The 20,922-nt window shown below is 69.5% G+C and carries 19 protein-coding genes; 1 reads left to right on the forward strand and 18 read right to left on the reverse strand.

Annotation, left to right across the window (positions count from 1 at the left end; translation table 11 throughout):
* Positions 1-58: 58 nt before the first annotated feature.
* The 6 genes from MT346_RS13980 to MT346_RS14005 all read right to left on the reverse strand — a co-directional run bounded on the left by MT346_RS13980 (position 59) and on the right by MT346_RS14005 (position 6,974).
* Positions 59-1,432 carry a glucose-6-phosphate dehydrogenase gene (locus tag MT346_RS13980; RefSeq protein WP_243563696.1) on the reverse strand — a complete coding sequence of 458 codons (1,374 nt, stop codon included), beginning with the start codon at positions 1,430-1,432 and terminating at the stop codon, positions 59-61.
* Positions 1,433-1,576: 144 nt separating this feature from the next.
* Positions 1,577-1,993 carry a cytochrome c oxidase subunit 4 gene (locus MT346_RS13985; RefSeq protein WP_243563697.1) on the reverse strand — a complete coding sequence of 139 codons (417 nt, stop codon included), beginning with the start codon at positions 1,991-1,993 and terminating at the stop codon, positions 1,577-1,579.
* A gap of 4 nt (positions 1,994-1,997) precedes the next feature.
* Complete coding sequence (gene ctaD, locus MT346_RS13990) at positions 1,998-3,734, reverse strand: cytochrome c oxidase subunit I (protein ID WP_243563698.1); 1,737 nt, start codon at positions 3,732-3,734, stop codon at positions 1,998-2,000.
* 11 nt (positions 3,735-3,745) lie between these two features.
* Positions 3,746-4,645 (reverse strand): cytochrome c oxidase subunit II, encoded by a 900-nt coding sequence (gene coxB / locus MT346_RS13995; RefSeq protein WP_243563699.1) that lies wholly within the window; start codon positions 4,643-4,645, stop codon positions 3,746-3,748.
* Positions 4,646-4,945: 300 nt separating this feature from the next.
* Positions 4,946-5,341: an iron-sulfur cluster insertion protein ErpA gene (gene erpA, locus MT346_RS14000; RefSeq protein ID WP_243563700.1), complete on the reverse strand. Its 396-nt coding sequence runs from the start codon at positions 5,339-5,341 to the stop codon at positions 4,946-4,948.
* Positions 5,342-5,513: 172 nt separating this feature from the next.
* Complete coding sequence (locus MT346_RS14005; RefSeq protein WP_243563701.1) at positions 5,514-6,974, reverse strand: dipeptidase; 1,461 nt, start codon at positions 6,972-6,974, stop codon at positions 5,514-5,516.
* Between the two features lie 72 nt (positions 6,975-7,046).
* Between MT346_RS14005 and MT346_RS14010 the strand changes: the two genes are divergently transcribed.
* Positions 7,047-7,622 carry a DUF3043 domain-containing protein gene (locus MT346_RS14010; RefSeq protein ID WP_243563702.1) on the forward strand — a complete coding sequence of 192 codons (576 nt, stop codon included), beginning with the start codon at positions 7,047-7,049 and terminating at the stop codon, positions 7,620-7,622.
* A gap of 499 nt (positions 7,623-8,121) precedes the next feature.
* On the opposite strand, the gene MT346_RS14015 is transcribed toward MT346_RS14010, so the two are convergent.
* The 12 genes from MT346_RS14015 to ftsZ all read right to left on the reverse strand — a co-directional run bounded on the left by MT346_RS14015 (position 8,122) and on the right by ftsZ (position 20,897).
* Positions 8,122-9,198, reverse strand: coding sequence for a quinone-dependent dihydroorotate dehydrogenase (locus MT346_RS14015; protein WP_308221906.1), 1,077 nt, complete (start codon positions 9,196-9,198; stop codon positions 8,122-8,124).
* On the reverse strand, positions 9,195-9,683 hold the full coding sequence (gene nrdR, locus MT346_RS14020) for a transcriptional regulator NrdR (RefSeq protein ID WP_243563703.1): 489 nt from the start codon (positions 9,681-9,683) through the stop codon (positions 9,195-9,197). The genes MT346_RS14015 and nrdR overlap by 4 nt, the downstream gene beginning before the upstream one ends.
* A gap of 12 nt (positions 9,684-9,695) precedes the next feature.
* Complete coding sequence (hisD, locus tag MT346_RS14025) at positions 9,696-11,003, reverse strand: histidinol dehydrogenase (RefSeq protein ID WP_243563704.1); 1,308 nt, start codon at positions 11,001-11,003, stop codon at positions 9,696-9,698.
* Entirely contained in the window at positions 11,000-11,818 is an 819-nt protein-coding gene (locus MT346_RS14030) for a hypothetical protein (RefSeq protein WP_243563705.1), read from the reverse strand. The genes hisD and MT346_RS14030 overlap by 4 nt, the downstream gene beginning before the upstream one ends.
* A gap of 3 nt (positions 11,819-11,821) precedes the next feature.
* Positions 11,822-15,304, reverse strand: coding sequence for a DNA polymerase III subunit alpha (gene dnaE / locus MT346_RS14035; RefSeq protein ID WP_243563841.1), 3,483 nt, complete (start codon positions 15,302-15,304; stop codon positions 11,822-11,824).
* 144 nt (positions 15,305-15,448) lie between these two features.
* Positions 15,449-16,378 carry an RluA family pseudouridine synthase gene (locus MT346_RS14040; protein ID WP_243563706.1) on the reverse strand — a complete coding sequence of 310 codons (930 nt, stop codon included), beginning with the start codon at positions 16,376-16,378 and terminating at the stop codon, positions 15,449-15,451.
* Positions 16,375-17,070 carry a signal peptidase II gene (gene lspA, locus MT346_RS14045; RefSeq protein WP_243563707.1) on the reverse strand — a complete coding sequence of 232 codons (696 nt, stop codon included), beginning with the start codon at positions 17,068-17,070 and terminating at the stop codon, positions 16,375-16,377. Before lspA ends, MT346_RS14040 begins: the two co-directional genes overlap by 4 nt.
* Before the next feature lies 1 nt (position 17,071).
* Positions 17,072-17,764 carry a DivIVA domain-containing protein gene (locus MT346_RS14050; RefSeq protein WP_243563708.1) on the reverse strand — a complete coding sequence of 231 codons (693 nt, stop codon included), beginning with the start codon at positions 17,762-17,764 and terminating at the stop codon, positions 17,072-17,074.
* Between the two features lie 198 nt (positions 17,765-17,962).
* Entirely contained in the window at positions 17,963-18,259 is a 297-nt protein-coding gene (locus MT346_RS14055; RefSeq protein WP_243563709.1) for a YggT family protein, read from the reverse strand.
* A 107-nt stretch (positions 18,260-18,366) separates the two neighbouring features.
* Positions 18,367-18,933, reverse strand: a complete 567-nt coding sequence (locus MT346_RS14060; RefSeq protein ID WP_243563710.1) for a cell division protein SepF — start codon at positions 18,931-18,933, stop codon at positions 18,367-18,369.
* Between the two features lie 61 nt (positions 18,934-18,994).
* Positions 18,995-19,720, reverse strand: coding sequence for a YggS family pyridoxal phosphate-dependent enzyme (locus MT346_RS14065; protein WP_243563711.1), 726 nt, complete (start codon positions 19,718-19,720; stop codon positions 18,995-18,997).
* A 13-nt stretch (positions 19,721-19,733) separates the two neighbouring features.
* Positions 19,734-20,897 (reverse strand): cell division protein FtsZ, encoded by a 1,164-nt coding sequence (gene ftsZ / locus MT346_RS14070; protein WP_243563712.1) that lies wholly within the window; start codon positions 20,895-20,897, stop codon positions 19,734-19,736.
* Positions 20,898-20,922 lie beyond the last annotated feature (25 nt).

Raw genomic sequence — 20,922 nt, forward strand, 5'->3', positions numbered from 1 at the left:
GCGGGGTGGCCCGGTGCCAGCTGGCACCGGGCCTCCCGTTCGTCAGGTGGTCAGTCCGTCAGGACGACGACTCCCAGTCCGCCGGACCGCGCGACCCCGCGCGGTACTCCTCGAGCGGGACCTCGTCGGCCTTCCATGCCGCGACGACCGGCTCGACGATCTCCCAGCAGCGCTCCGCGACGTCGCCGCGGATCGACAGCAGCGGGTCGTCGTGGAAGATGCCGTTGAGGACCTCGCCGTAGGGGGTCAGCTCGCCGTCGCTGAACGACGACGACAGGGTGACCTGCCCCATCTCGAACGGGTTGCCGCCGCCGTTCGCCGACACGGTCAGCTCGATCTCGTCCGGGTTCAGGACGATGCGCAGCGTGTCCGCCTTCGGCCGACCGCTCAGGCCCGAGGGCAGACGCGTGACGGGCTTGAAGGTGATCAGGACCTCTTTCCGGCTGGCGCCGAGGGCCTTGCCGGAACGCAGGGTGAAGGGGACGCCCTTCCACCGCGCGGTGTCGACCTCGACCGAGATCTCGGCGAGCGTCTCGGTCTCGCGCGACTTGTCGACGCCGTCCTCGTCCTGGTAGGACGGCAGTTCCTTGCCGTCGATGGTGCCCGCCGTGTAGACGGCCCGGCGGGAGGCGACCTTGGGGTCGTTCCCCTTGAGCTGCGTCGAACGGAGCGCACGGGCCAGGGACGAGCGGAACTCGACGGCGTCGATGTCTGCCGGAGCGTCCATCGTCACGATGCCCAGGATCTGCAGCAGGTGCGACTGGATCATGTCGACCATCGCGCCGGCCTCGTCGTAGTACTGGGCGCGGTTCTCGAGGCCCAGGGTCTCGTCGTAGAAGATGTCGACCTTCTCGATGTTGTCCGCGTTCCAGATGGGCTCGAACAGGCGGTTGGCGAAGCGCAGACCGATGATGTTGAGCACCGTGGTGCGGCCGAGGAAGTGGTCGGTGCGGTGGACACGCTCTTCGGGGACGATCTTCAGGACGGTCTCGTTGAGCGCCTTCGCACTGGCGACGTCGGTGCCGAAGGGCTTCTCGAACGCCAGGGTCGTGCCCTCGGGGAGCTCCACCTCTTGCAGCGCCTCGCAGATGTCGGACGCGATCTGCGGCGGCAGCGCGAAGTACAGGATCGGCTCGTTGTCGGCCGCGTCGAGCAACGCCTTCAGGTGCTTCGGGTCCGTCGGGTCGCCCTGGATGAACGAGGTCGACTCGAGGGTCGCGTCGACCTCGGGTCCCTTGACGTCCTGCGACGCGAAGGACTTCGTGACGATGTCCTTCCACTGCTCGGGGGATCGCTCGCTGCGGCCCGTCCCGATCAGCTGCACGGGCACGGCTCGACCGCTCTGCAGGAACGTGCCGAGGCCCGGCAGGAGCAGGCGGGAGGCGAGGTCGCCCGTCGCGCCGAAGATGATGAGGGTGCGCTTGTCGGTCACCTGAGGTGACTCCTTTCGCGAGGTTGTGGGGGTCCGTGTGGCTCAAGCCGCACGTGGACCGGTTGATTCCCCCTCGGGGGAAGTGCTCCGGACGCAGTTCGGGCGGCACCGAGGTGGTGCCGCCCGAAGCGCGTCAGATGCGGATCAGTGTCCGAAGTTGCCGCGGTAGTACTCGAAGACCCAGCCGACCAGGGTGATCGCCACGAAGGCGAGCCCGAAGGGCACGATCCACAGACCGGCTGCGACACCGAGGAAGGTGATCGCGGTGGCACCGGCGAGCAGGATCGGCCACCAGGACCAGGGGCTGAAGTGCCCGAGTTCGGCGTCGCCGTCCTCGATGTTGGCGTCCTGACGGTCTTCCGGCAGGTCGCCGCCCTGGGCGGAGAGCACCCGGCCGAGGTAGAACGCGATGAACGCGGACATCAGACCGACGAGCCCGATGCCGACGGTGCCGACCGGCTCCCACTTTCCGTAGTTGATGTAGAACCAGATCGTGTACGCGGCATCCGCGACGACGAAGAACCCGAAGAGGATCCAGAACAGGTTGACGTTGGCGCGCATCGCCTTACTTCACCTCGCCCTTCGCGGCGTCGTAGGTCGGGGCATCAGGAGCGTCCTTCGCCGGGCCCACACCGATCGGCACACCGGCCTCGGGGTGGTTCAGGTCGAACGCCGGGGACTCCGAGCGGATGCGCGGGATCGACGTGAAGTTGTGCCGCGGCGGCGGGCAGGACGTGGCCCACTCGAGCGAGCGGCCGTAGCCCCACGGGTCGTTGACGGCCACCTTGGGAGCGTTCCGCGCGGTGACGTAGACGTTGAAGATGAAGGGCAGGAACGAGATGCCCAGGATCATCGCGCCGATGGTCGACAGCTGGTTCATCCACGTGAACCCGTCGTTCGGCAGGTAGGTCGCGTAGCGACGCGGCATGCCGATGACGCCCAGCCAGTGCTGGATCAGGAACGTGGTGTGGAAGCCGATGAACAGCAGCCAGAAGTGGATCTTGCCGAGACGCTCGTTGAGCATCCGCCCGGTCCACTTCGGCCACCAGAAGTAGAACCCGGAGAACATCGCGAACACGACGGTGCCGAACACCACGTAGTGGAAGTGCGCCACGACGAAGTACGAGTCGGACACGTGGAAGTCGAGCGGCGGCGACGCCAGGATGACACCCGTCAGACCACCGAACGTGAACGTGATCAGGAAGCCGATCGCCCAGAGGATCGGGGTCTCGAACGTCACCGAACCGCGCCACATGGTGCCGACCCAGTTGAAGATCTTCACGCCGGTCGGGACCGCGATGAGCATCGTCATGAGCGAGAACCACGGCAGCAGCACCGAACCGGTGACGTACATGTGGTGCGCCCACACCGTGACCGACAGGGCCGCGATGGAGATGGTCGCGTAGACCAGCGTCTTGTACCCGAAGATCGGCTTGCGGCTGAACACCGGGAAGACCTCGGAGACGATGCCGAAGAACGGCAGCGCGATGATGTAGACCTCTGGGTGGCCGAAGAACCAGAAGAGGTGCTGCCAGAGCAGGGCCCCGCCGTTGGCCGGGTTGAAGATCTGGGCGTCGAACACGCGGTCGAGTCCCAGGCCGAACAGCGCAGCAGCCAGCACCGGGAAGGCCATCAGCACGAGCAGCGACGTCACGAGGGTGTTCCACGTGAAGATCGACATGCGGAACATGGTCATGCCGGGGGCACGCATCGTGATGATCGTCGTGATGAAGTTCACCGCGCCGAGGATCGTCGAGAAGCCCGTCAGGCCGAGCCCGAACACCCACAACGTGCCGCCGAGCCCTGGTGTGAACGTCGTGTCACTCAGTGGCGCGTAGGCGAACCACCCGAACGACGCCGCGCCCTGCGGGGTGAGGAAGCCACCGACGGCGACGAGCGCGCCGAAGAAGTAGAGCCAGAACGCGAAGCCGTTGAGGCGCGGGAACGCCACGTCGGGCGCACCGATCTGCAGCGGCATGATCGCGTTCGCGAAGCCCGAGAACAGCGGCGTCGCGAAGAGCAGCAGCATGATCGTGCCGTGCATCGTGAACAGCTGGTTGTACTGCTCCTTCGTAGCGACGACCTGCAGGCCGGGCTCGAAGAGCTGCGCGCGGATCACGAGCGCCATTACGCCCGCGAGCAGGAAGTACAGGAACGACGTGATCAGGTACATGTACCCGATGGTCTTGTGGTCCGTGGAGGTGATCCACCGGACGATGATGTTGCCCTTCCGACCGACCTTGGACGCCTGGAAGTCCGGCGTCGCGGTCGCTGTCGGTTGGCCGACGAATGACGTGGTCATCTGGCGAGCCCCTACTTGTCGTCCGACGCCGTGACGGGCGCCTTGTTGTCAGGCTGGTTCGTGTTGGTGTTGTACTCGTTGCCGAGCAGTCCGACCTTGCCCTGGTCCTTGAGCGTGTCGAGGTAGTCCTGGTACTTGGCGGGCGACACGACCTTCACCTGGAAGAGCATCAGGGAGTGGTACTCGCCGCAGAGCTCGGCGCACTTGCCCTGGTACGTGCCTTCCTTCTGGGGGATGAAGTACTCGTAGTTCGTCTTGCCGGGGAGCATGTCCTTCTTGTAGAGGAAGTCGATGACCCAGAAGGAGTGGTCCACGTCGCGGGAGTCGAGCTCGATCTTGACCTTCTTGCCGACCGGCAGGTAGAGCGTCGGCAGCTGCGACTCGTCGATCGAGCCGTTGCCGTTCTCTTCTTCCTGGGCCTGGATGCCCTGGTAGTAGACGCTCTTCGAGGGGTCGTTCTGGTCGATGTAGTTGAAGTCCCACGCCCAGCGCTTGCCGTACACGTGCACCGTGGTGTCGGGCTGCGCGAACGGCTTCTCGATGGCGGCCTGGTCCTTGGCGGTGAAGGCGAAGAAGCCGAGCACCAGGATCAGCGGCACGATCGTGTAGAAGATCTCGAGCGGCATGTTGTAGCGCATCTGCACGGGCAGGCCGGTCTGGCCCTTCCGGCGGCGGTACACGATCGCTGCCCAGATGATCAGGCCCCAGACGATGAGACCGACGGCCAGCAGGACGATCCAGCTCGTGGTCCACAGGCCGACGACGCGGCTGGTGTGGTTGGTGACGTCCTTCGTCTCCTCGGTGCCCGGGAGCCATCCGTTGAGCTGCTGCTGCGAGCAGCCCGCCAGTGCGATGACCAGACCGACGGCCACCGGGACGGCCGCCCAACGTATACGGCGATTCGAACGCACTGTTACCTCTCGGAAGAACTGAAGCCGTGGGCTCAGCCCGTCGGAGACCGACGGCGGATCACCGAGGCGATCCATGGCTGGCTCCCAGCTTGGTTGGGACACTCCTAGCTTACTCGCAGCTGGTGACACTCAGTGCACACCCGACACGCCTGGGGCCCGGTTCCGCGCGGTCGCAGCACGCGTTTTCCCTGGTCACCGCGGGCTCGATGCGGTCACCGGATGTTCCCGACGCAGAACGCGGACGGGGAGTGACCGTGTCGGTCACTCCCCGTCCGCGCATGAGCCGGAAGTCGGTCCGGATCAGTGGAAGCTGTCACCGCAGGCACAGCTGCCCTGGGCGTTCGGGTTGTCGATCGTGAAGCCCTGCTTCTGGATCGTGTCCTCGAAGTCGATCGTGGCGCCGTCGAGGTACGGCACGCTCATCTTGTCGACGACGACCTCGACCCCGTCGAACTCGGCGGTGGTGTCACCGTCGAGCAGGCGCTCGTCGAAGTAGAGCTGGTAGATCAGGCCCGAGCAGCCACCGGGCTGGACGGCCAGGCGCAGACGCAGGTCGTCGCGGCCTTCCTGCTCGAGGAGGCTGGCGACCTTGCCCGCGGCGGCGTCACTGAGCTGCACGGCGTGCGTCGCGCTCGTGGTGGTGTCCGTCGCGATCGCGTTCGTCGCGGTGGCTTCGCTCGTGATGGTGTCGCTCATCGCGCGTCTCCCTCCGGGCGGTGCAGATCACCGCCGTCGTCTCGATTGTAAGCACCGCCCCCGACGGTCCGCACCATCCGGCGGCTGCCTGTGGAGAACCGGGACCGCACCACGGGCGGACAGGAGGCTTCGGGCGGGGACGCGCCGGGCCTCCTGTCCGGTGATCGGGCCGTCAGGCGCGCGTCGCCAACCGGGCCAACAGGATCGTCTCGCTGGCGATCGCGCGGTGCAGCACCCCGAGGTGCTGCGACTCGTTCGGGCTGTGCGCCCGCGTGTCGGGGTCCTCGACGCCGGTGACCAGGATCTGCGCGTCCGGGAACTCGGCCGCCAGGTCGGACACGAACGGGATCGAACCACCGATGCCCTGCTCGACCGGCGCGGCGCCCCAGCCCTCGGCCATGGCGGTCCGCGCCTCGCGCACGGCCCAGCCGCTCGTGTCGACCAGGAACCCGTCGCCGGCGTCCGGCTCGCTGATCTCGACGCGCGCTCCGAACGGCGTGTGCGCGTGGATGTGGCGTTCGACGGCGGCCGCGGCCTGGCGCGCCGACTGTCCCGGAGCCACCCGCACCGACACCCGCGCGGCGACGGTGGGCAGCAGCGTGTTCGAGGCGTTCGCGACGCTCGGCACGTCCATGCCCGTCACCGTGATCGACGGCTGGAACCACATGCGAGACAGCACGTCGCCGGTGCCGACCGGGCGGACACCCTCGACCAGCGCGGCGTCCTTCGCGAGTTCGTCCTCGGACCGCTCGGGCACGGGCGCGTCGTACGCCGTCAGGCCCTCGACGGCGACCGAGCCCTGGTCGTCGTGCAACGAGGCGAGCAGGCGCACCATCGGCAGCATCGCGTCCGGCGCCGCCCCCCCGAACATGCCGCTGTGGCTGGCGTGCTCGAGGGTCGTCAGGGTCAGCTTGAACGTCACGTTGCCGCGCAGCGAGACCGTGATCGCCGGGACCTCGGTGGACCAGTTGTCGCTGTCCGCCACGACGATGACGTCGGCCGCCAGGTGCGCCTTCTGCTCGCGCAGGAAGGTCCGGAACGACCGGGAGCCGAACTCCTCTTCCCCCTCGACGAACAGGACGATGCCCAGGTCGAGGTCGTCGCCGAAGCGGGCGTGCAGTGCGCGGAGCGAGGCGATGTGCGTCATCACGCCGGCCTTGTCGTCCGAGGCGCCGCGGCCGTACAGGCGGTCGCCGCGGAGCGTGGGCTCGAACGGCGGCGTCTCCCACAGAGCGTCGTCGCCCTGCGGCTGCACGTCGTGGTGGGCGTAGAGCATCACCGTCGGTCGGCCGTTCCGCGCCGGTCGGACGGCCAGGACAGCGGGCTGTCCGAGCTCGACGCCCTGGTGCTCGATGCCGGTCGCGTCGGATGCACCGGACGGGGTCTCGCCCTCGACCGCGCTCCGGACGATGCGGACCTCGTCGAACACGCCCGTGCCGCGCGCGAGTTCCGCGACGGCCTCGGCGTTCCGGCGCACGTGCGCGGGATCGAACGCGGACCACGACACCGACGGGATCCGCACCAGGGCGGACAGGTCCGCGATCGTCCGGGGCAGGTCGCCGTGCACCTGTTCGCGGAGGGCGTCGAGGAGCTCGGGGTCGGTCGCGGGTGCGGACTGTTGGGTGTCGGTCATGCCCGGTAATCTAGAGGACGACACGCACCGGGGCTCCCCTCGGCGCACCGCTCACCGACAGCAGGAATCACCGTGGCCAAGGCAGCACCCAAGACCAACACGACAGCAGAGCCCTCGGAAGAGGAACTGCTCGAAGCGGGCAAGGGCCGTCCGACGCCGTCCCGTCGCGAGCGTGAAGCCGCCAACCGCCGTCCGCTCGTGGGCAACACCCCGGTGGACAAGAAGGCCGCCCGTGCTCGACTGAACTCCGAGCGCGAGAAGGCCCGCGTCGGCATGGCCAACGGCGAAGAGCGCTACCTTCCCGCCAAGGACCGCGGCGAGCAGCGTCGCTTCGTCCGCGACACCATCGACTCCCGCTGGAACGTGGGCGAGGTCTTGATGCCCGTGCTGGTCGTGTTCCTGATCGTCGGCTTCGTGGCGGCGCAGACGGCGGCAGCCTCGTACGCACTCCTGCTCGTCTGGGCCTTCGTGGCGCTGTTCCTGCTGGACTGCGTGATCCTGTGGGCCATCCTGCGCAAGAAGCTCACCGCGAAGTTCGGCTCCATGCAGAAGGGCACGTACCTCTACATCCTGACGCGCACGTGGCAGCTGCGTTTCCTGCGCCTGCCGAAGCCGCAGGTCAAGCGCGGGCAGCACCCCGCGCTCTGAGTCGTGTTCCGGAAGCGCCGTCGGCCTGGCCGGCGGCGCTTCGTCGTGCGTGCGGCCCGAGGTCGGGGCGGCGGGGGCCGTCCGTCCGTCGAGTGGTCACAACACCCCGGCGGCGTTCCGCCGAGCGGTCACGATTCGTCGCGCTCGACGCCTGCAACCGACGATTCGTGACCCCTCGGCGGACGTGAGCGGGGTGTCGTGACCCATCGTGGCGGGCGTGGCGAGCGGGCGGGACGCCCCCACACCGGACAGGAGGCTCGTGGCGGGCCCGCCGGGCGCCTCCTGTCCGTCGAGTGGTCACTACACCCCGGCGGCCCTCCGGCGAGCGGTCACGATTCGTCGCCCCCGACGCCCGCGACCGACGAATCGTGACCCCTCGGCGGACGTGAGCGGGGTGTCGTGACCACTCGGGCAAGCGGGCGAGCGGCCCGGCGGGCGTGCAGCCCGACAGGCGGGCGTGCGGCACGCGCGGCACGCGCCTGCGGGCGCAGCACGCGCCTCAGCGCGCAGCGCGCCGCAACCGCCGCCGGCGCAGCCGGTTGATCCGCGTCGCCCAGGTCGGCCCCTCGTAGAGGAACGCGGTGTAGCCCTGCACCAGGGTGGCTCCGGCATCGAGCCGCGCCTGCACGTCAGCTTCGGAGGTCACTCCCCCGACGGCGATGACGCAGAAGTCGTCCGGCACGGCAGCCCGCACGCGCCGCAGCACGTCGAGCGACCGCGCGGCGATCGGCGCCCCGGACAGCCCGCCGGCACCCATGGCGTCGACGGACGCGGCCGAGGCGGTCAGCCCGGACCGGTCGATCGTGGTGTTGTTCGCGATCACGCCGGCGAGTCCGAGCTCGACCGCCAGACCGGCGATCGCCGCGATCTGCTCGTCGGTCAGGTCCGGCGCGATCTTCACGAGCACGGGCACCCGACCGGCAGCGTCCTTGACGCCGGACAGCAGCGGGCGGAGCTGGTCGAGTTCCTGCAGACCGCGAAGGCCGGGCGTGTTCGGGGAGCTGACGTTCACCGCGAGGTAGTCCGCGAACGGTGCGAGCAACCGGGTCGACTCGAGGTAGTCGTCGAGGGCGTCCGCGACGTCGACGACCCGGCTCTTGCCGATGTTCACGCCGATGACGGGGCGCCCCGGGTGCCGGCGGGCACGTTCGAGCCGGCGTGCGGCAGCGGCCGCACCACGGTTGTTGAAGCCCATCCGGTTGATCAGCGCGCGGTCGCCGATGAGCCGGAACAGCCGCGGCTTCTCGTTGCCCGGCTGCGGCTTCGCGGTGATCGTGCCGACCTCGACGTGCCCGAAGCCGAGCAGCCCGAGGCCGACGATGCCGCGGGCGTCCTTGTCGAAGCCCGCTGCCAGCCCGAAGCGCGAGGGGAAGTGGATGCCCATCGTCGTGACGCCGTCGGCGGCCGCCGGGCGGGAGTACCGCTCGACCGTGCCGGCCAGGAACGGCACGTGCGGCAACCACCGGATGACGGCGAAGGCGATGTGGTGCGCGCGTTCCGGGTCCATGTTCGCGAACACGGACCGGAACACGACCCGGTAGCCGTTGCGGACGAGTCGTTCCCCGACCCCGCTCACGCGTCGGCCCCGGCCGCCGAGCGACCGCCGGCAGCGCCGTGGTGGTCGACGCGCAGCTGGCCGATCGCGGACTCGAAGTCCTCGAGCGAGTCGAACGCCTGGTAGACACTGGCGTAGCGCAGGTAGGCGACCTCGTCGAGCTCACGGAGCGGATCGAGGATCGCCAGGCCGATGTCGTTCGCGTCGATCTGGCTGGCGCCCGACGAGCGCACGATCTCCTCGACGCGCTGCGCCAGCACGGCCAGGTCCGAGTCGGTGACCGGACGTCCCTGGCAGGCCTTGCGGACACCGGAGATGATCTTCTCGCGCGAGAACGGCTCGAGCACACCGTTGCGCTTGACGACGTTCAACGACGCGGTCTCGGTCGTCGAGAACCGTCGACCGCAGTTCGGACACTGACGTCGGCGTCGGATCGACGTGCCGTCGTCGCTGGTTCGGGAGTCGACGACGCGGGAGTCGGGGTGGCGGCAGAAGGGGCAGAACATGGCAACCCCAGGCTATCGGTTCACGCGCTCCGTCACGGCGGCGGCGTGCGCGGGCAGCTGCTCCTCGGTCGCCAGGGCGACGATGTGCGGGGCGACCTGTCCGAGGGCGGCCGCGGTGTACCGGACGACCTGCTGCGGGCGCAGGAACGTCGACGCCGACAGCCCGGACCCGAAGCGCGCCTGGCCGCCGGTCGGCAGCACGTGGTTCGACCCGGCCAGGTAGTCCCCCAGGCTGACCGGTGTGCTCGGACCGACGAACACGGCACCGGCCGCGTCGATGTCGGCGAGCACGGCGTCGTCGTCCGCGGTCTGGATCTCGAGGTGCTCCGGTCCGTAGGCGTTGCTGACAGTGGCGGCGTCGGCGAGCGAGTCCACCAGCACGACGGCGGACTGCGGTCCGTCGAGTGCGGTCTGGAGGCGCGCAGCCGTCCCCAGCACGGCTGTCCGTTCGGGGATGGCGGCTTCCACCGCATCGGCGAACGCCGCCGACGTGGTCACCAGGACGCTGCCGGCCTGCTCGTCGTGCTCGGCCTGGCTGACGAGGTCGGCGGCGACGAAGCCCGGGTCGGCGGTGTCGTCCGCGATCACCAGGATCTCGGTGGCCCCGGCCTCGGAGTCGATGCCCACGACACCACGCACCAGGCGCTTGGCCGCGGCGACGTAGTTGTTGCCCGGACCGGTGACCAGGTCGACGGGTTCGAGGCCGATCTCGGACACGCCGTACGCCAGCGCGCCGACCGCGCCGGCACCGCCCATCGCGTAGACCTCGTCGACGCCGAGCAGCCCGGCCGCGGCCAGGATCGTCGGGTGCACCGCGCCGCCGTGGTGGCGCTGCGGCGGGGACACCAGGGCGATCGAACGGACGCCGGCGACCTGCGCGGCGACGACGTTCATGACGACGCTGGACGGGTAGACGGCCTTGCCGCCGGGAACGTACAGCCCGACGCGGCGCATCGGCTGCCAGCGCTGGTGGACCTCGGCGCCGTCGGCGAGGGTGGTCACGGACGGGGCGGGGACCTGGGCCGCGCTGGCGGCACGGACACGGCGGATGGCCTCGTCGAGGGCGCTGCGGAGTTCGGCGCTCAGGCCGGCGACCGCGGCGGCGATGTCGGCAGCGGGGACGCGGACGTGCGCGGGGGCGCCGCCGTCGAACCGGTCGGCCTGCTCGCGGAGCGCCGTGGCACCACGCTCGCGGACGTCGTCGACCAGTGCCCGTGCCGCGTCGACGGCTGCCCCGATGTCGCCCGCAGCACGCGGCATGAGACGGAGGAGTTCGGCGCGGGCGGGCAGGCCGCCACGGAGGTCGATTCGCTGCATCATGAGACGACCAGCGTACCGGCGGCACCCTGCACGAGCGCGTCGACGACCGGCCGGTGGTGGTCGGCCTGGCCGTGGTCCCACGCCCCCAGCTCGTGCAGCGTGACGATGCGGAAGGCCAGTGCGCGGACGAGCAGCTGCGACCACTCCGGCACGCCGGTCCCGAGCGCCCGGAGCCGGTCGAGCGGCACGCCGTGCCAGCACACCGCGTCCACGGCGGCGATCGCAGCACCGAGCCCGGCGGGTCGCCAGTACGGTGCCCAGTCGAACACGGCCGGCGGCTGCCCGTCGGCGAACAGCACGTTGCCGAGCAGGTCGCCGTGGATCAGCTGCGACGGCGACGCCACCGGCCGGAAGACCGCGGCGAGCCGGTCGAGCATCGGGTCGGTCGGCAGCGGAGCGTCCCACACCAGGCGGTCGGCCGTCGCCCAGGGGCCGTCGAGCCGGTCGAGGAACGCCGGACGCGGCAGCCCCGCCACAGCCCGGTGGAACGCCGCCCCCGCCGCGATGACGTCGTCCACGCGGGTCGGGTCGGTCGTGCCGTCGAGCCACTCCCAGGCCTCGTACCCGCCGGCGAGCCAGCCACCGCCCGTCGTGGGCACCGGGCGTGGCGTCCGGAACGCGGCCGTGTGCGGAAGGCGCGCCAGCGTGTCGGACCGCCACTGGGCCTCCGTCGCGTCACCGTGCGGCCGGAACACGACGTCGCCCGCGCGCCGCGTCTGCCCCTGGCCACCCAGCAGCCGCTCGAGCGGCGCCCCGGCCACGCCGAACGCACACGGCACCGCGTCCGACGGACGCGGTGCCGTGAGCTCGGTCATCGCCTAGACCAGGCAGCGCGGCCCGAGCAGGCTCTTCAGCTCGCCGAACAGGTCGGGCGTCAGGTTGACCGGGAACGGCAGCTCGAACGTCCGGGCGACGTCGTCCTTGAGCAGCCGGAGCCGGACCTCGGTGTCGCCGGTGTGCCGGCCGAGCACCGCGGCGAGCTCGGTGACCGTCGTGGTGGTCGCCTGGCGCTCGGGCAGGGTGAGCGTGAGCGGGCCGGAGCCCATCACGTCGCCCAGGTTCGGCTGGAACATGCTCACCGCGTGCAGGGCCTTGCCGTCGTCGCGGACGTTGACGCGACCGCGCAGCACCACGATGGAGTCGGCCACGAGCGACGGCCCGAACTCCTGGTACGTCTTGCCGAGGAACATCACGCCGATCTCGCCGCCGAAGTCCTCGATCTGGACGATGCCGTACGGGTTGCCGCTCGTCTTCGCCACGCGGTGCTGCACGCTCGTCAGCAGTCCGGCCACTGTGACGGTCTCGCCCTCGACCGAGTCGTCGGCGCCGAGCAGGTCGGCGATGGTGATCGACTGGTGCTTCGCGAGCTCGATCTCGAGCCCGGCCAGCGGGTGGTCGGAGACGTACAGCCCGAGCATGTCGCGCTCGAACGCGAGTTTGTCGCGCTTGGACCACTCGGGCCGTTCGGGCACCTGCGACACCGCGGCCATGGCGGGTTGCTCTTCGGCGACCTCGGCGAACAGCGAGTCGAAGTCGAACCCGACGTTGCCGTGGACCTCGTCGCGCTTGACCTTGACGGCGGCTTCGACCGCACCCTCGTGGATCTCGACCAGCGCGCGGCGGCTGTCCCCGAACTCGTCGAACGCACCGGCCTTGATGAGCGACTCGACGGTCCGCTTGTTGGCGGACGAGATCGGGATCTTGCGCAGGAAGTCGTGGAACGACTCGAACGTCCCCTTCTCGGTGCGGGCCTTGACGATGTCGTCGACGACGTTGAAGCCGACGTTGCGGATCGCGCCCATGCCGAAGCGGATGTCGTTGCCGACGGCCGCGAAGAAGCCGATGGACTCGTTGACGTCCGGGGGCATCACCCGGATGCCCATGCGGCGGCACTCGTTCAGGTACAGCGCGAGCTTGTCGCGGGCGTCGCCGACGCTGGTGAGCAGCGCGGCCATGTACTCGGCCGGGTAGTGCGCCTTGAGGTACGCCGTCCAGAACGACACCACGCCGTACGCCGCCGAGTGCGCCTTGTTGAACGCGTAGTCCGAGAACGGCAGCAGGATGTCCCACAGCGTCTTGATCGCCGCGGCGGAGTAGCCGTTGTCGAGCATGCCCTTCTCGAAGCCGGCGTACTGCTTGTCCAGCTCGGACTTCTTCTTCTTGCCCATCGCGCGGCGCAGGATGTCGGCCTGACCGAGCGAGAACCCGGCGACCTTCTGCGCGATGGCCATGACCTGCTCCTGGTAGATGATCAGACCGTAGGTCGTGCCGATGATGTCCTTGAGCGGCTCTTCGAGCTCGGGGTGGATCGGCGTGATCGCCTGCTCGCCGTTCTTGCGGAGCGCGTAGTTCGTGTGCGAGTTCGCCCCCATGGGCCCCGGGCGGTACAGGGCGATGAGCGCGGAGATGTCCTCGAAGTTGTCGGGCTTCATCAGGCGCAGCAGTCCGCGCATCGGGCCGCCGTCGAGCTGGAACACGCCGAGGGTGTCACCGCGCTGCAGCAGGGCGTACGCCTCGGGGTCCTCGAGCCCCATGGTCTCGAGGTCGAGGTCGGTCCCCCGGTTGCTCTTGATGTTGTCGAGCGCGTCACTGATGATCGTCAGGTTCCGCAGCCCCAGGAAGTCCATCTTGATGAGCCCGAGGGACTCGGACGCCGGGTAGTCGAACTGCGTGACGATCTGGCCGTCCTGCTCCCGCTTCATGATCGGGATGATGTCGATCAGCGGGTCGCTCGACATGATGACGCCGGCGGCGTGCACGCCCCACTGCCGCTTCAGGCCCTCGAGCCCCAGCGCGGTGTCGAACACCGTGCGGGCCTCGGGATCGGTCTCGACGACGGTGCGGACGTCGACGGCCTCCTTGTAGCGGGGGTGCTCCTTGTCGAAGATCCCGGTGAGCGGGATGTCCTTGCCCATCACGGGCGGCGGCATCGCCTTGGTGAGCTTCTCACCCATGCCGAACGGGAAGCCCAGCACGCGCGACGAGTCCTTGAGCGCCTGCTTGGCCTTGATGGTGCCGTAGGTCACGATCTGCGCGACGCGTTCGGACCCGTACTTCTCGGTGACGTACTTGATGGCCTCGCCGCGGCGCCGGTCGTCGAAGTCGACGTCGAAGTCGGGCATCGAGACGCGGTCCGGGTTGAGGAACCGCTCGAAGATCAACCCGTGCCGGATCGGGTCGAGGTCGGTGATGCGCATCGCGTACGCCACCATCGAGCCCGCCCCGGAACCACGGCCGGGACCGACGCGGATGCCGTTGTCCTTGGACCAGTTGATGAAGTCGGCGACCACCAGGAAGTAGCCGGGGAAGTTCATCTGGTTGATGATGCCGACCTCGTAGTCGGCGCGCGCCTGGACCTCGTCCGAGATGCCGCCGGGATAGCGGTACTGCAGCCCCTTCGCCACCTCTTTCTCGAACCAGCTGTGCTCGGTCTCGCCCTCGGGCACCGGGAACTTCGGCATGTAGTTCGCCGCGGTGTCGAACTCGACGTCGCAGCGCTCGGCGATGAGCAGCGTGTTGTCGCAGGCCTCGATGTTGTCGCGGAACAGGTGCCGCATCTGCTGCGGGGTCTTCAGGTAGAACTCGTCGGCGTCGAACTTGAACCGGTTGGGGTCGTTGAGCGTCGAGCCGGACTGCACGCACAGCAGTGCCGCGTGCGACTTGGCGTCGTGCGCGTGCGTGTAGTGCAGGTCGTTCGTGCCGACCAGCGGCAGGCCCAGGTCCTTCGCCAGCCGGATCAGGTCGCTCATGATCCGGCGTTCGATCTCGAGCCCGTGGTCCATGATCTCGGCGAAGTAGTTCTCCTTGCCGAAGATGTCGCGGAAGTCCGCCGCGGCCTTGATCGCCTCGTCGTACTGCCCCAGACGCAGGCGGGTCTGGACCTCGCCCGACGGGCAGCCCGTCGTCGCGATGATGCCCTCGTGGTGCTCGCTGAGGAGTTCGCGGTCCATGCGCGGCTTGAAGTAGTAGCCCTCGAGCGAGGCCTTCGACGACAGCCGGAACAGGTTGTGCATGCCCGTGGTGTTCTCGGCGAACATCGTCATGTGCGTGTACGAGCCCGCACCCGACACGTCGTCGCCGCCGCCGTCGCCCCAGCGCACACGGGTCTTGTCGGAGCGGTGCGTGCCCGGGGTGATGTAGGCCTCGGTCCCGATGATCGGCTTGACGCCACCGGCCTTGGCGGCCTTCCAGAACTCGAACGCGCCGAACATGTTGCCGTGGTCGGTCACCGCCACCGCCGGCATGCCCTGGGCAGCCGTCTCGGCGACCAGGTCGTTCAGTCGCGCGGCGCCGTCGAGCATCGAGTACTCGCTGTGCACGTGCAGGTGGACGAAGGAGTCGGAACTCGCCACGGGGCCTCCGGTCGAACGAACTGCGTGTGGGACTCGGACAGCCTAACCGCGGGCGGTGACACCCACGGGCGTGTCGTCTGGACCGTCCGCGTGTCAGACCGACGCGGCGCGGATCTGGTCGAGCGCCGACCGCAGGTCGTCGGGGTACGACGCCTGGAACTCCACCCAGTCGCCCGTGCGCGGGTGGTGGAACCCGAGCCGGACCGCGTCGAGCCACTGGCGCGTCAGCCCGAGCTCGGCGGCGAGCACCGGGTCGGCGCCGTACATCGTGTCCCCGACCAGCGGATGCCGGGTCGCGGCCAGGTGCACGCGGATCTGGTGCGTGCGACCGGTCTCCAGGTGCACCTCGAGCAGCGACGCCGACCGGAACGCCTCGAGCGTGGCGTAGTGCGTCACGCTCGGCTTGCCGTCCGAGGTGACCGCGAACTTCCAGTCGCTCGAGGGGTGCCGGCCGATGGGCGCGTCGATCGTGCCCGAGGTCGGGTCCGGGTGCCCCTGCGCCAGGGCGTGGTAGACCTTGTCGACCGTGCGCTCCTTGAAGGCGCGCTTCAGGTGCGTGTACGCCAGCTCGGTCTTCGCGACCACCATCAGCCCGGACGTGCCGACGTCCAGCCGGTGCACGATGCCCGCACGCTCGGCGGCACCCGAGGTCGCGATCGTGAACCCCGCAGCGGCGAGCCCGCCCGGCACGGTCGGGCCGTCCCACCCGGGCGACGGGTGCGCGGCCACGCCGACGGGCTTGTCGACGACGACGATGTCCTGGTCGTCGTGCACGATCGTCATCCCCGGCACGACGGCAGGCACGATGCGCGGTGCTTCCTTCGGGGTCCACTCGACCTCGAGCCACGAATCGGTGTGCAGGCGGTCGGACTTGTCGACGACGGCTCCGTCGACCCGCACGCCACCCGCGGCGACGACCTCGGCCGCGAACGACCGGCTGAAGCCCAGGAGCTTCGCGATGGCGGCGTCCACGCGCTCACCGGCGAGCCCGTCCGGCACGGGGAGTTGGCGGGACTCGCTCACGTCGCGTCGTGTCCCAGCGGGTCAGGACGGGAGGCCCGGGTCGTGTCGACCACGTCGGTGGCGGTTCCCGACTCGGGGACCGCGGCGTCCGTGGCGGACCCGGCACGGTCCTCCCGGCCGGCGCCGGCCAGCGTCGTGTTCGTGTTCTTGCTCTTGCTCTTGCTCTTGTCCGAGACCGTCCTGGTGCCGTCGAGGTTCACCCCGAAGACGACCAGCAGCACGAAGACCACCATGCTGATGCAGATGAACGAGTCGGCGACGTTGTAGATCGCGGGCATCATCCACGGCGTCGAGATGAAGTCGACGACGTGCCCGCGGCCGAAGCCGGGCTCGCGGAAGAGTCGGTCGAGCAGGTTGCCGAGCGCCCCGCCGAGCAGCATGCCGAGCACGATCGCCCACCACATCGACCGGATGCGCCGGGCGAACACGATGATCGCGACGACCACGGCCGCCGACACGATCGAGAACACCCACGTCATGTTCACCGCGAACGAGAACGCGGCACCGGGGTTGCGGACGTACAGGAACTGCAGGGCGCCGCCGAGCACCGGGACGACCTGCCCGTACGGCAGGTTCGCGACGACCAGCGCCTTGGCGATCTGGTCGAACGCCACCACCACGACAGCGGCGAAGGCCAGTGCCGCGATCGCGCGGACACTGACCTTCGCTCGTTGGTCTTGCTGCTGGGTCAACTCAGTTGCCGAAGCCCTGCGCCGACGCCGGCGCGGGGGTGAGGCCCGACTGCTCGGTGCCCGACGAGGTGTCGAGCTCGTTCAGCTGGCCCTGGATGTAGCTCTTGAGCTGGGCGCGGTAGTCGCGCTCGAAGGTGCGCAGCTCGTCGATCTTGCCCTCGAGCTGACGCTGCTCGCCCTCGAGCACCTGCACGCGCTGGCGGTTGGTGTTCTCGGTGTCGGCGATGATCTGGCGCTGCTTGTTCTCGGCTTCGGAGACGAGACGCGCTGCCTGGGCCTGGCCCTCGGCGATGAGCGCGTCGCGCTTCTCGACGCCCTCGCGGACGTGCTCCTCGTGCAGGCGACGAGCGAGCGTGAGCAGGTTGGTGGTGCCCTCGGTGTCGTCGTCCGGGTTGACCGTGGTGGTCGGTGCGGCGGCGGCGACCGGAGCCGGCTCGGGAGCGGCGGCGACGGGGGCCGGCTCCGGCTCGGGCTCGGGGGTCGGAGCAGGAGCGGCCTCGGCGGCGGCAGCCGGCTTCGGCGCCGACTCGGCGGCCTGCAGGCGCTGCCGCAGCTCCTCGTTCTCCTGGGTCAGACGGCGCAGCTCGACGACGACCTCGTCCAGGAAGTCATCGACCTCGTCTTGGTCGTAGCCCTCGCGGAACTTGGTCGGCTGGAACCGCTTGTTGACTACGTCTTCCGGCGTCAAAGCCATTTGCCGTCACCTCAATAGAACTGCTGAACGTGTGGAACCGAAACGTTGCGCCCGAACGTACCAGGCGCTGAACTCACGGTGCGGATGTCCACCTGCGCGGACATCGATCCCGTCAACCGTACACCGACGACCGACCGGAACCGTGATCGTGGACCGGGCGTGGCGCGTGTCGCGGCCAGCCGGATCCGCGGGGGCGGGTCAGACCGTGACCGAGACGACCCGCACGATGCTCATCAGGATGATCGTGACGAGCATCACGATGGACCAGCCGAAGTCGAGCGCGACCGCGCCCATGCGGAGCGGCGGGAGGACCCGACGCACCGAGCGGATCGGCGGGTCGGTGGTCGTGTAGACGACCTCGGCGACGACGAGCATGCCGCCGCGGGGACGCCACGAGCGGTTGAACGCCTGCACCATGTCCAGCGCGAACCGCCCCCACAGCACGAAGAAGTACAGCAGGAGCAGGAAGTACAGGATCGTGAAGATCACGGACACGGTGCGGCTCGCTCGTCTCGGGTGCGCGGGCCCTGTCGGGCACCGTGCACGGGGCGGGTGGGCCTGGGCGGCGTCACGGGGTCACGGGGACCCCGGGACGTGACGACTCAGGACTGGGCGAAGAAGGACGCCTCGATGTCGGACTCTACCTCGGGCGCCTCACCGCTGACTGCGACGTGGGCGGGAGAGAGCAGGAAGACCTTGTTCGTGACGCGCTCGATCTTGCCGTAGAGCCCGAGCGACAGGCCGCTGGCGAAGTCGATCATCCGGCGGGCGTCCGACTCGGTCATCTGCGAGAGGTTGATGATGACGGGGATGCCGTCGCGGAAGCTCTCGGCGATGGACTGGGCGTCCTTGTACTCGCGCGGGTGGACGGTGAGGATCTCGTTCATTTCCTGGACCGGGGTCGCCTTCTGTGCGGTCGTGTGCGAGCGGCGGAGCGGGGTGACCTGCGCGCCGCGCTGGTGCTGGGTGTGCGGGGCCTTCGACTCGACGGGGGCCGCTGCCGGTGCTGCCGCGGGGGCTGCTGCCGCCGGGGCCTCGTGGTGCGTCGCCGCGGGTGCCGAGGCCTGCTGCGCGCGCTGCTGGTGCTGCGTCGGCTGCTCGTCCTCGTACTCGAGTTCCTCGTCGGCGAGGCCGAGGTAGACCATCGTCTTCTTCAACGGACCGGCCATGGTTCCTCCAGGGGTGTGCGTGCACGTCGTGCCCCGCTGCTCGGGATGTACTGTGTCGAGGCTAGGGTGCGGGCGGCCGGTTTCCCGTGATTGCCGTCCCGATCCGCAGGTGTGTCGCACCTTCGGCGATGGCTTCGGCGTAGTCGCCGCTCATGCCGGCCGAGATGTCGGTCGCACCGGGCTCGAGCAGTCGGACACGGTCGGAGATGCCGCGCAGCCGGGCGAACGCCGGACGCGGGTCCTGGTCGAGCGGCGCGACCGCCATCACACCGCGCAGACGGATGGTCCCCGTGGCCAGGACACGCTCGGCCATCGCGTCGACGGCGTCCGGCTGCACGCCGCCCCGGCCGGGGTCGTCGGTCAGGTTGACCTGGACGAACCCGTCGATCACGGGTGGTGCCGGCTCGGCCTCGGTCGGCGCGAAGGCGTCGACCACCGAGTCACGGTCGAGCGACTGCACGACGTGGGCGTAGCGGCGCGCCTGGCGGGCCTTCTTCGACTGCAGCTGTCCGACGAAGTGCCACGTCAGACCCAGGTCGGCGAGTTCAGCGGCCTTGGCCTGGGCCTCCTGGTGGCGGTTCTCCCCCACGTCGGTGACGCCCAGCGCGGCCAGCTGGCGCACGAGCGACGCCGGGTGGTACTTGGTCACGACGACCAGCGTGAGCTCGTCGGCGGACCGCCCTGCGGCCTGCGCCGCGTCGGCGATGCCCTGTCTGACGGACGCGAGCCGAGCCTCCAGTCCGGTGTCGGACGGGAGGCTCGGCTCACGCTGGTCGGCGTCGCTCACGCGCGCGGACGGGTCACTTCAGGAAGTCGGGGACGTCGAGCTCGTCGTCGTCACCGTCGAAGGCCGGGTCGGCGGCACGCTGCGTCGGCGGCTCGTGCTCGGACGACGCCCACGACGGGCTGGCGTTGGTCGAGTCCTCGATGGCGTGCGAACCGCCGCCTACGGGTGCCGTGGCGTTCGACTCGGGGTCGACCCAGCTGGCGCGACGTTCCTTGACCTGCGACGAGGGCTCGCCACCGTCGAAGCCGGCGGCGATGACGGTCACGCGGACCTCGTCGCCGAGGGTGTCGTCGATGACCGCACCGAAGATGATGTTCGCCTCGGGGTGGACGGCTTCCTGCACCAGGCGCGCAGCGTCGTTGATCTCGAAGATGCCGAGGTTCGAGCCACCCTGGATCGAGAGCAGCACGCCGTGCGCACCGTCGATCGAGGCCTCGAGCAGCGGTGACGCGACGGCGAGCTCGGCGGCCTTGATGGCGCGGTCGGCGCCCCGCGAGGACCCGATGCCCATCAGCGCGGAACCCGCACCCTGCATGACGCTCTTGACGTCGGCGAAGTCGAGGTTGATCAGACCCGGGGTCGTGATCAGGTCGGTGATGCCCTGCACACCGGCGAGCAGCACCTGGTCCGCGGTCGCGAAGGCCTCGACCATCGAGATGCCGCGGTCGGAGATCTCGAGCAGCCGGTCGTTCGGCACGACGATGAGCGTGTCGACCTCGTCCTTGAGCCCGGCGACACCGTTCTCGGCCTGCGACTGACGACGCTTGCCCTCGAAGCTGAACGGCTTCGTGACGACGCCGATGGTGAGCGCGCCGATCGACTTCGCGATGCGGGCGACCACGGGAGCACCACCCGTGCCGGTCCCACCGCCCTCACCGGCGGTGACGAAGACCATGTCCGCTCCGGCGAGGGCCTCTTCGATCTCCTCGGCGTGGTCCTCGGCGGCACGACGGCCGACCTCGGGGTCCGCGCCGGCACCGAGGCCGCGGGTGATCTCGCGGCCGACGTCGAGCTTGACGTCGGCGTCGCTGAGCAGCAGCGCCTGGGCATCGGTGTTGATCGCGATGAACTCGACCCCACGGAGGCCCAGCTCGATCATGCGGTTGACGGCGTTGACGCCGCCGCCGCCGACACCGACGACCTTGATCACGGCGAGGTAGTTGTGGTTCGTGGTCACGTGAGTCCGGCCTCCGTTTGAACCC

This window comes from Curtobacterium sp. VKM Ac-2922, assembly GCF_022815645.1.
GTDB lineage: Bacteria > Actinomycetota > Actinomycetes > Actinomycetales > Microbacteriaceae > Curtobacterium.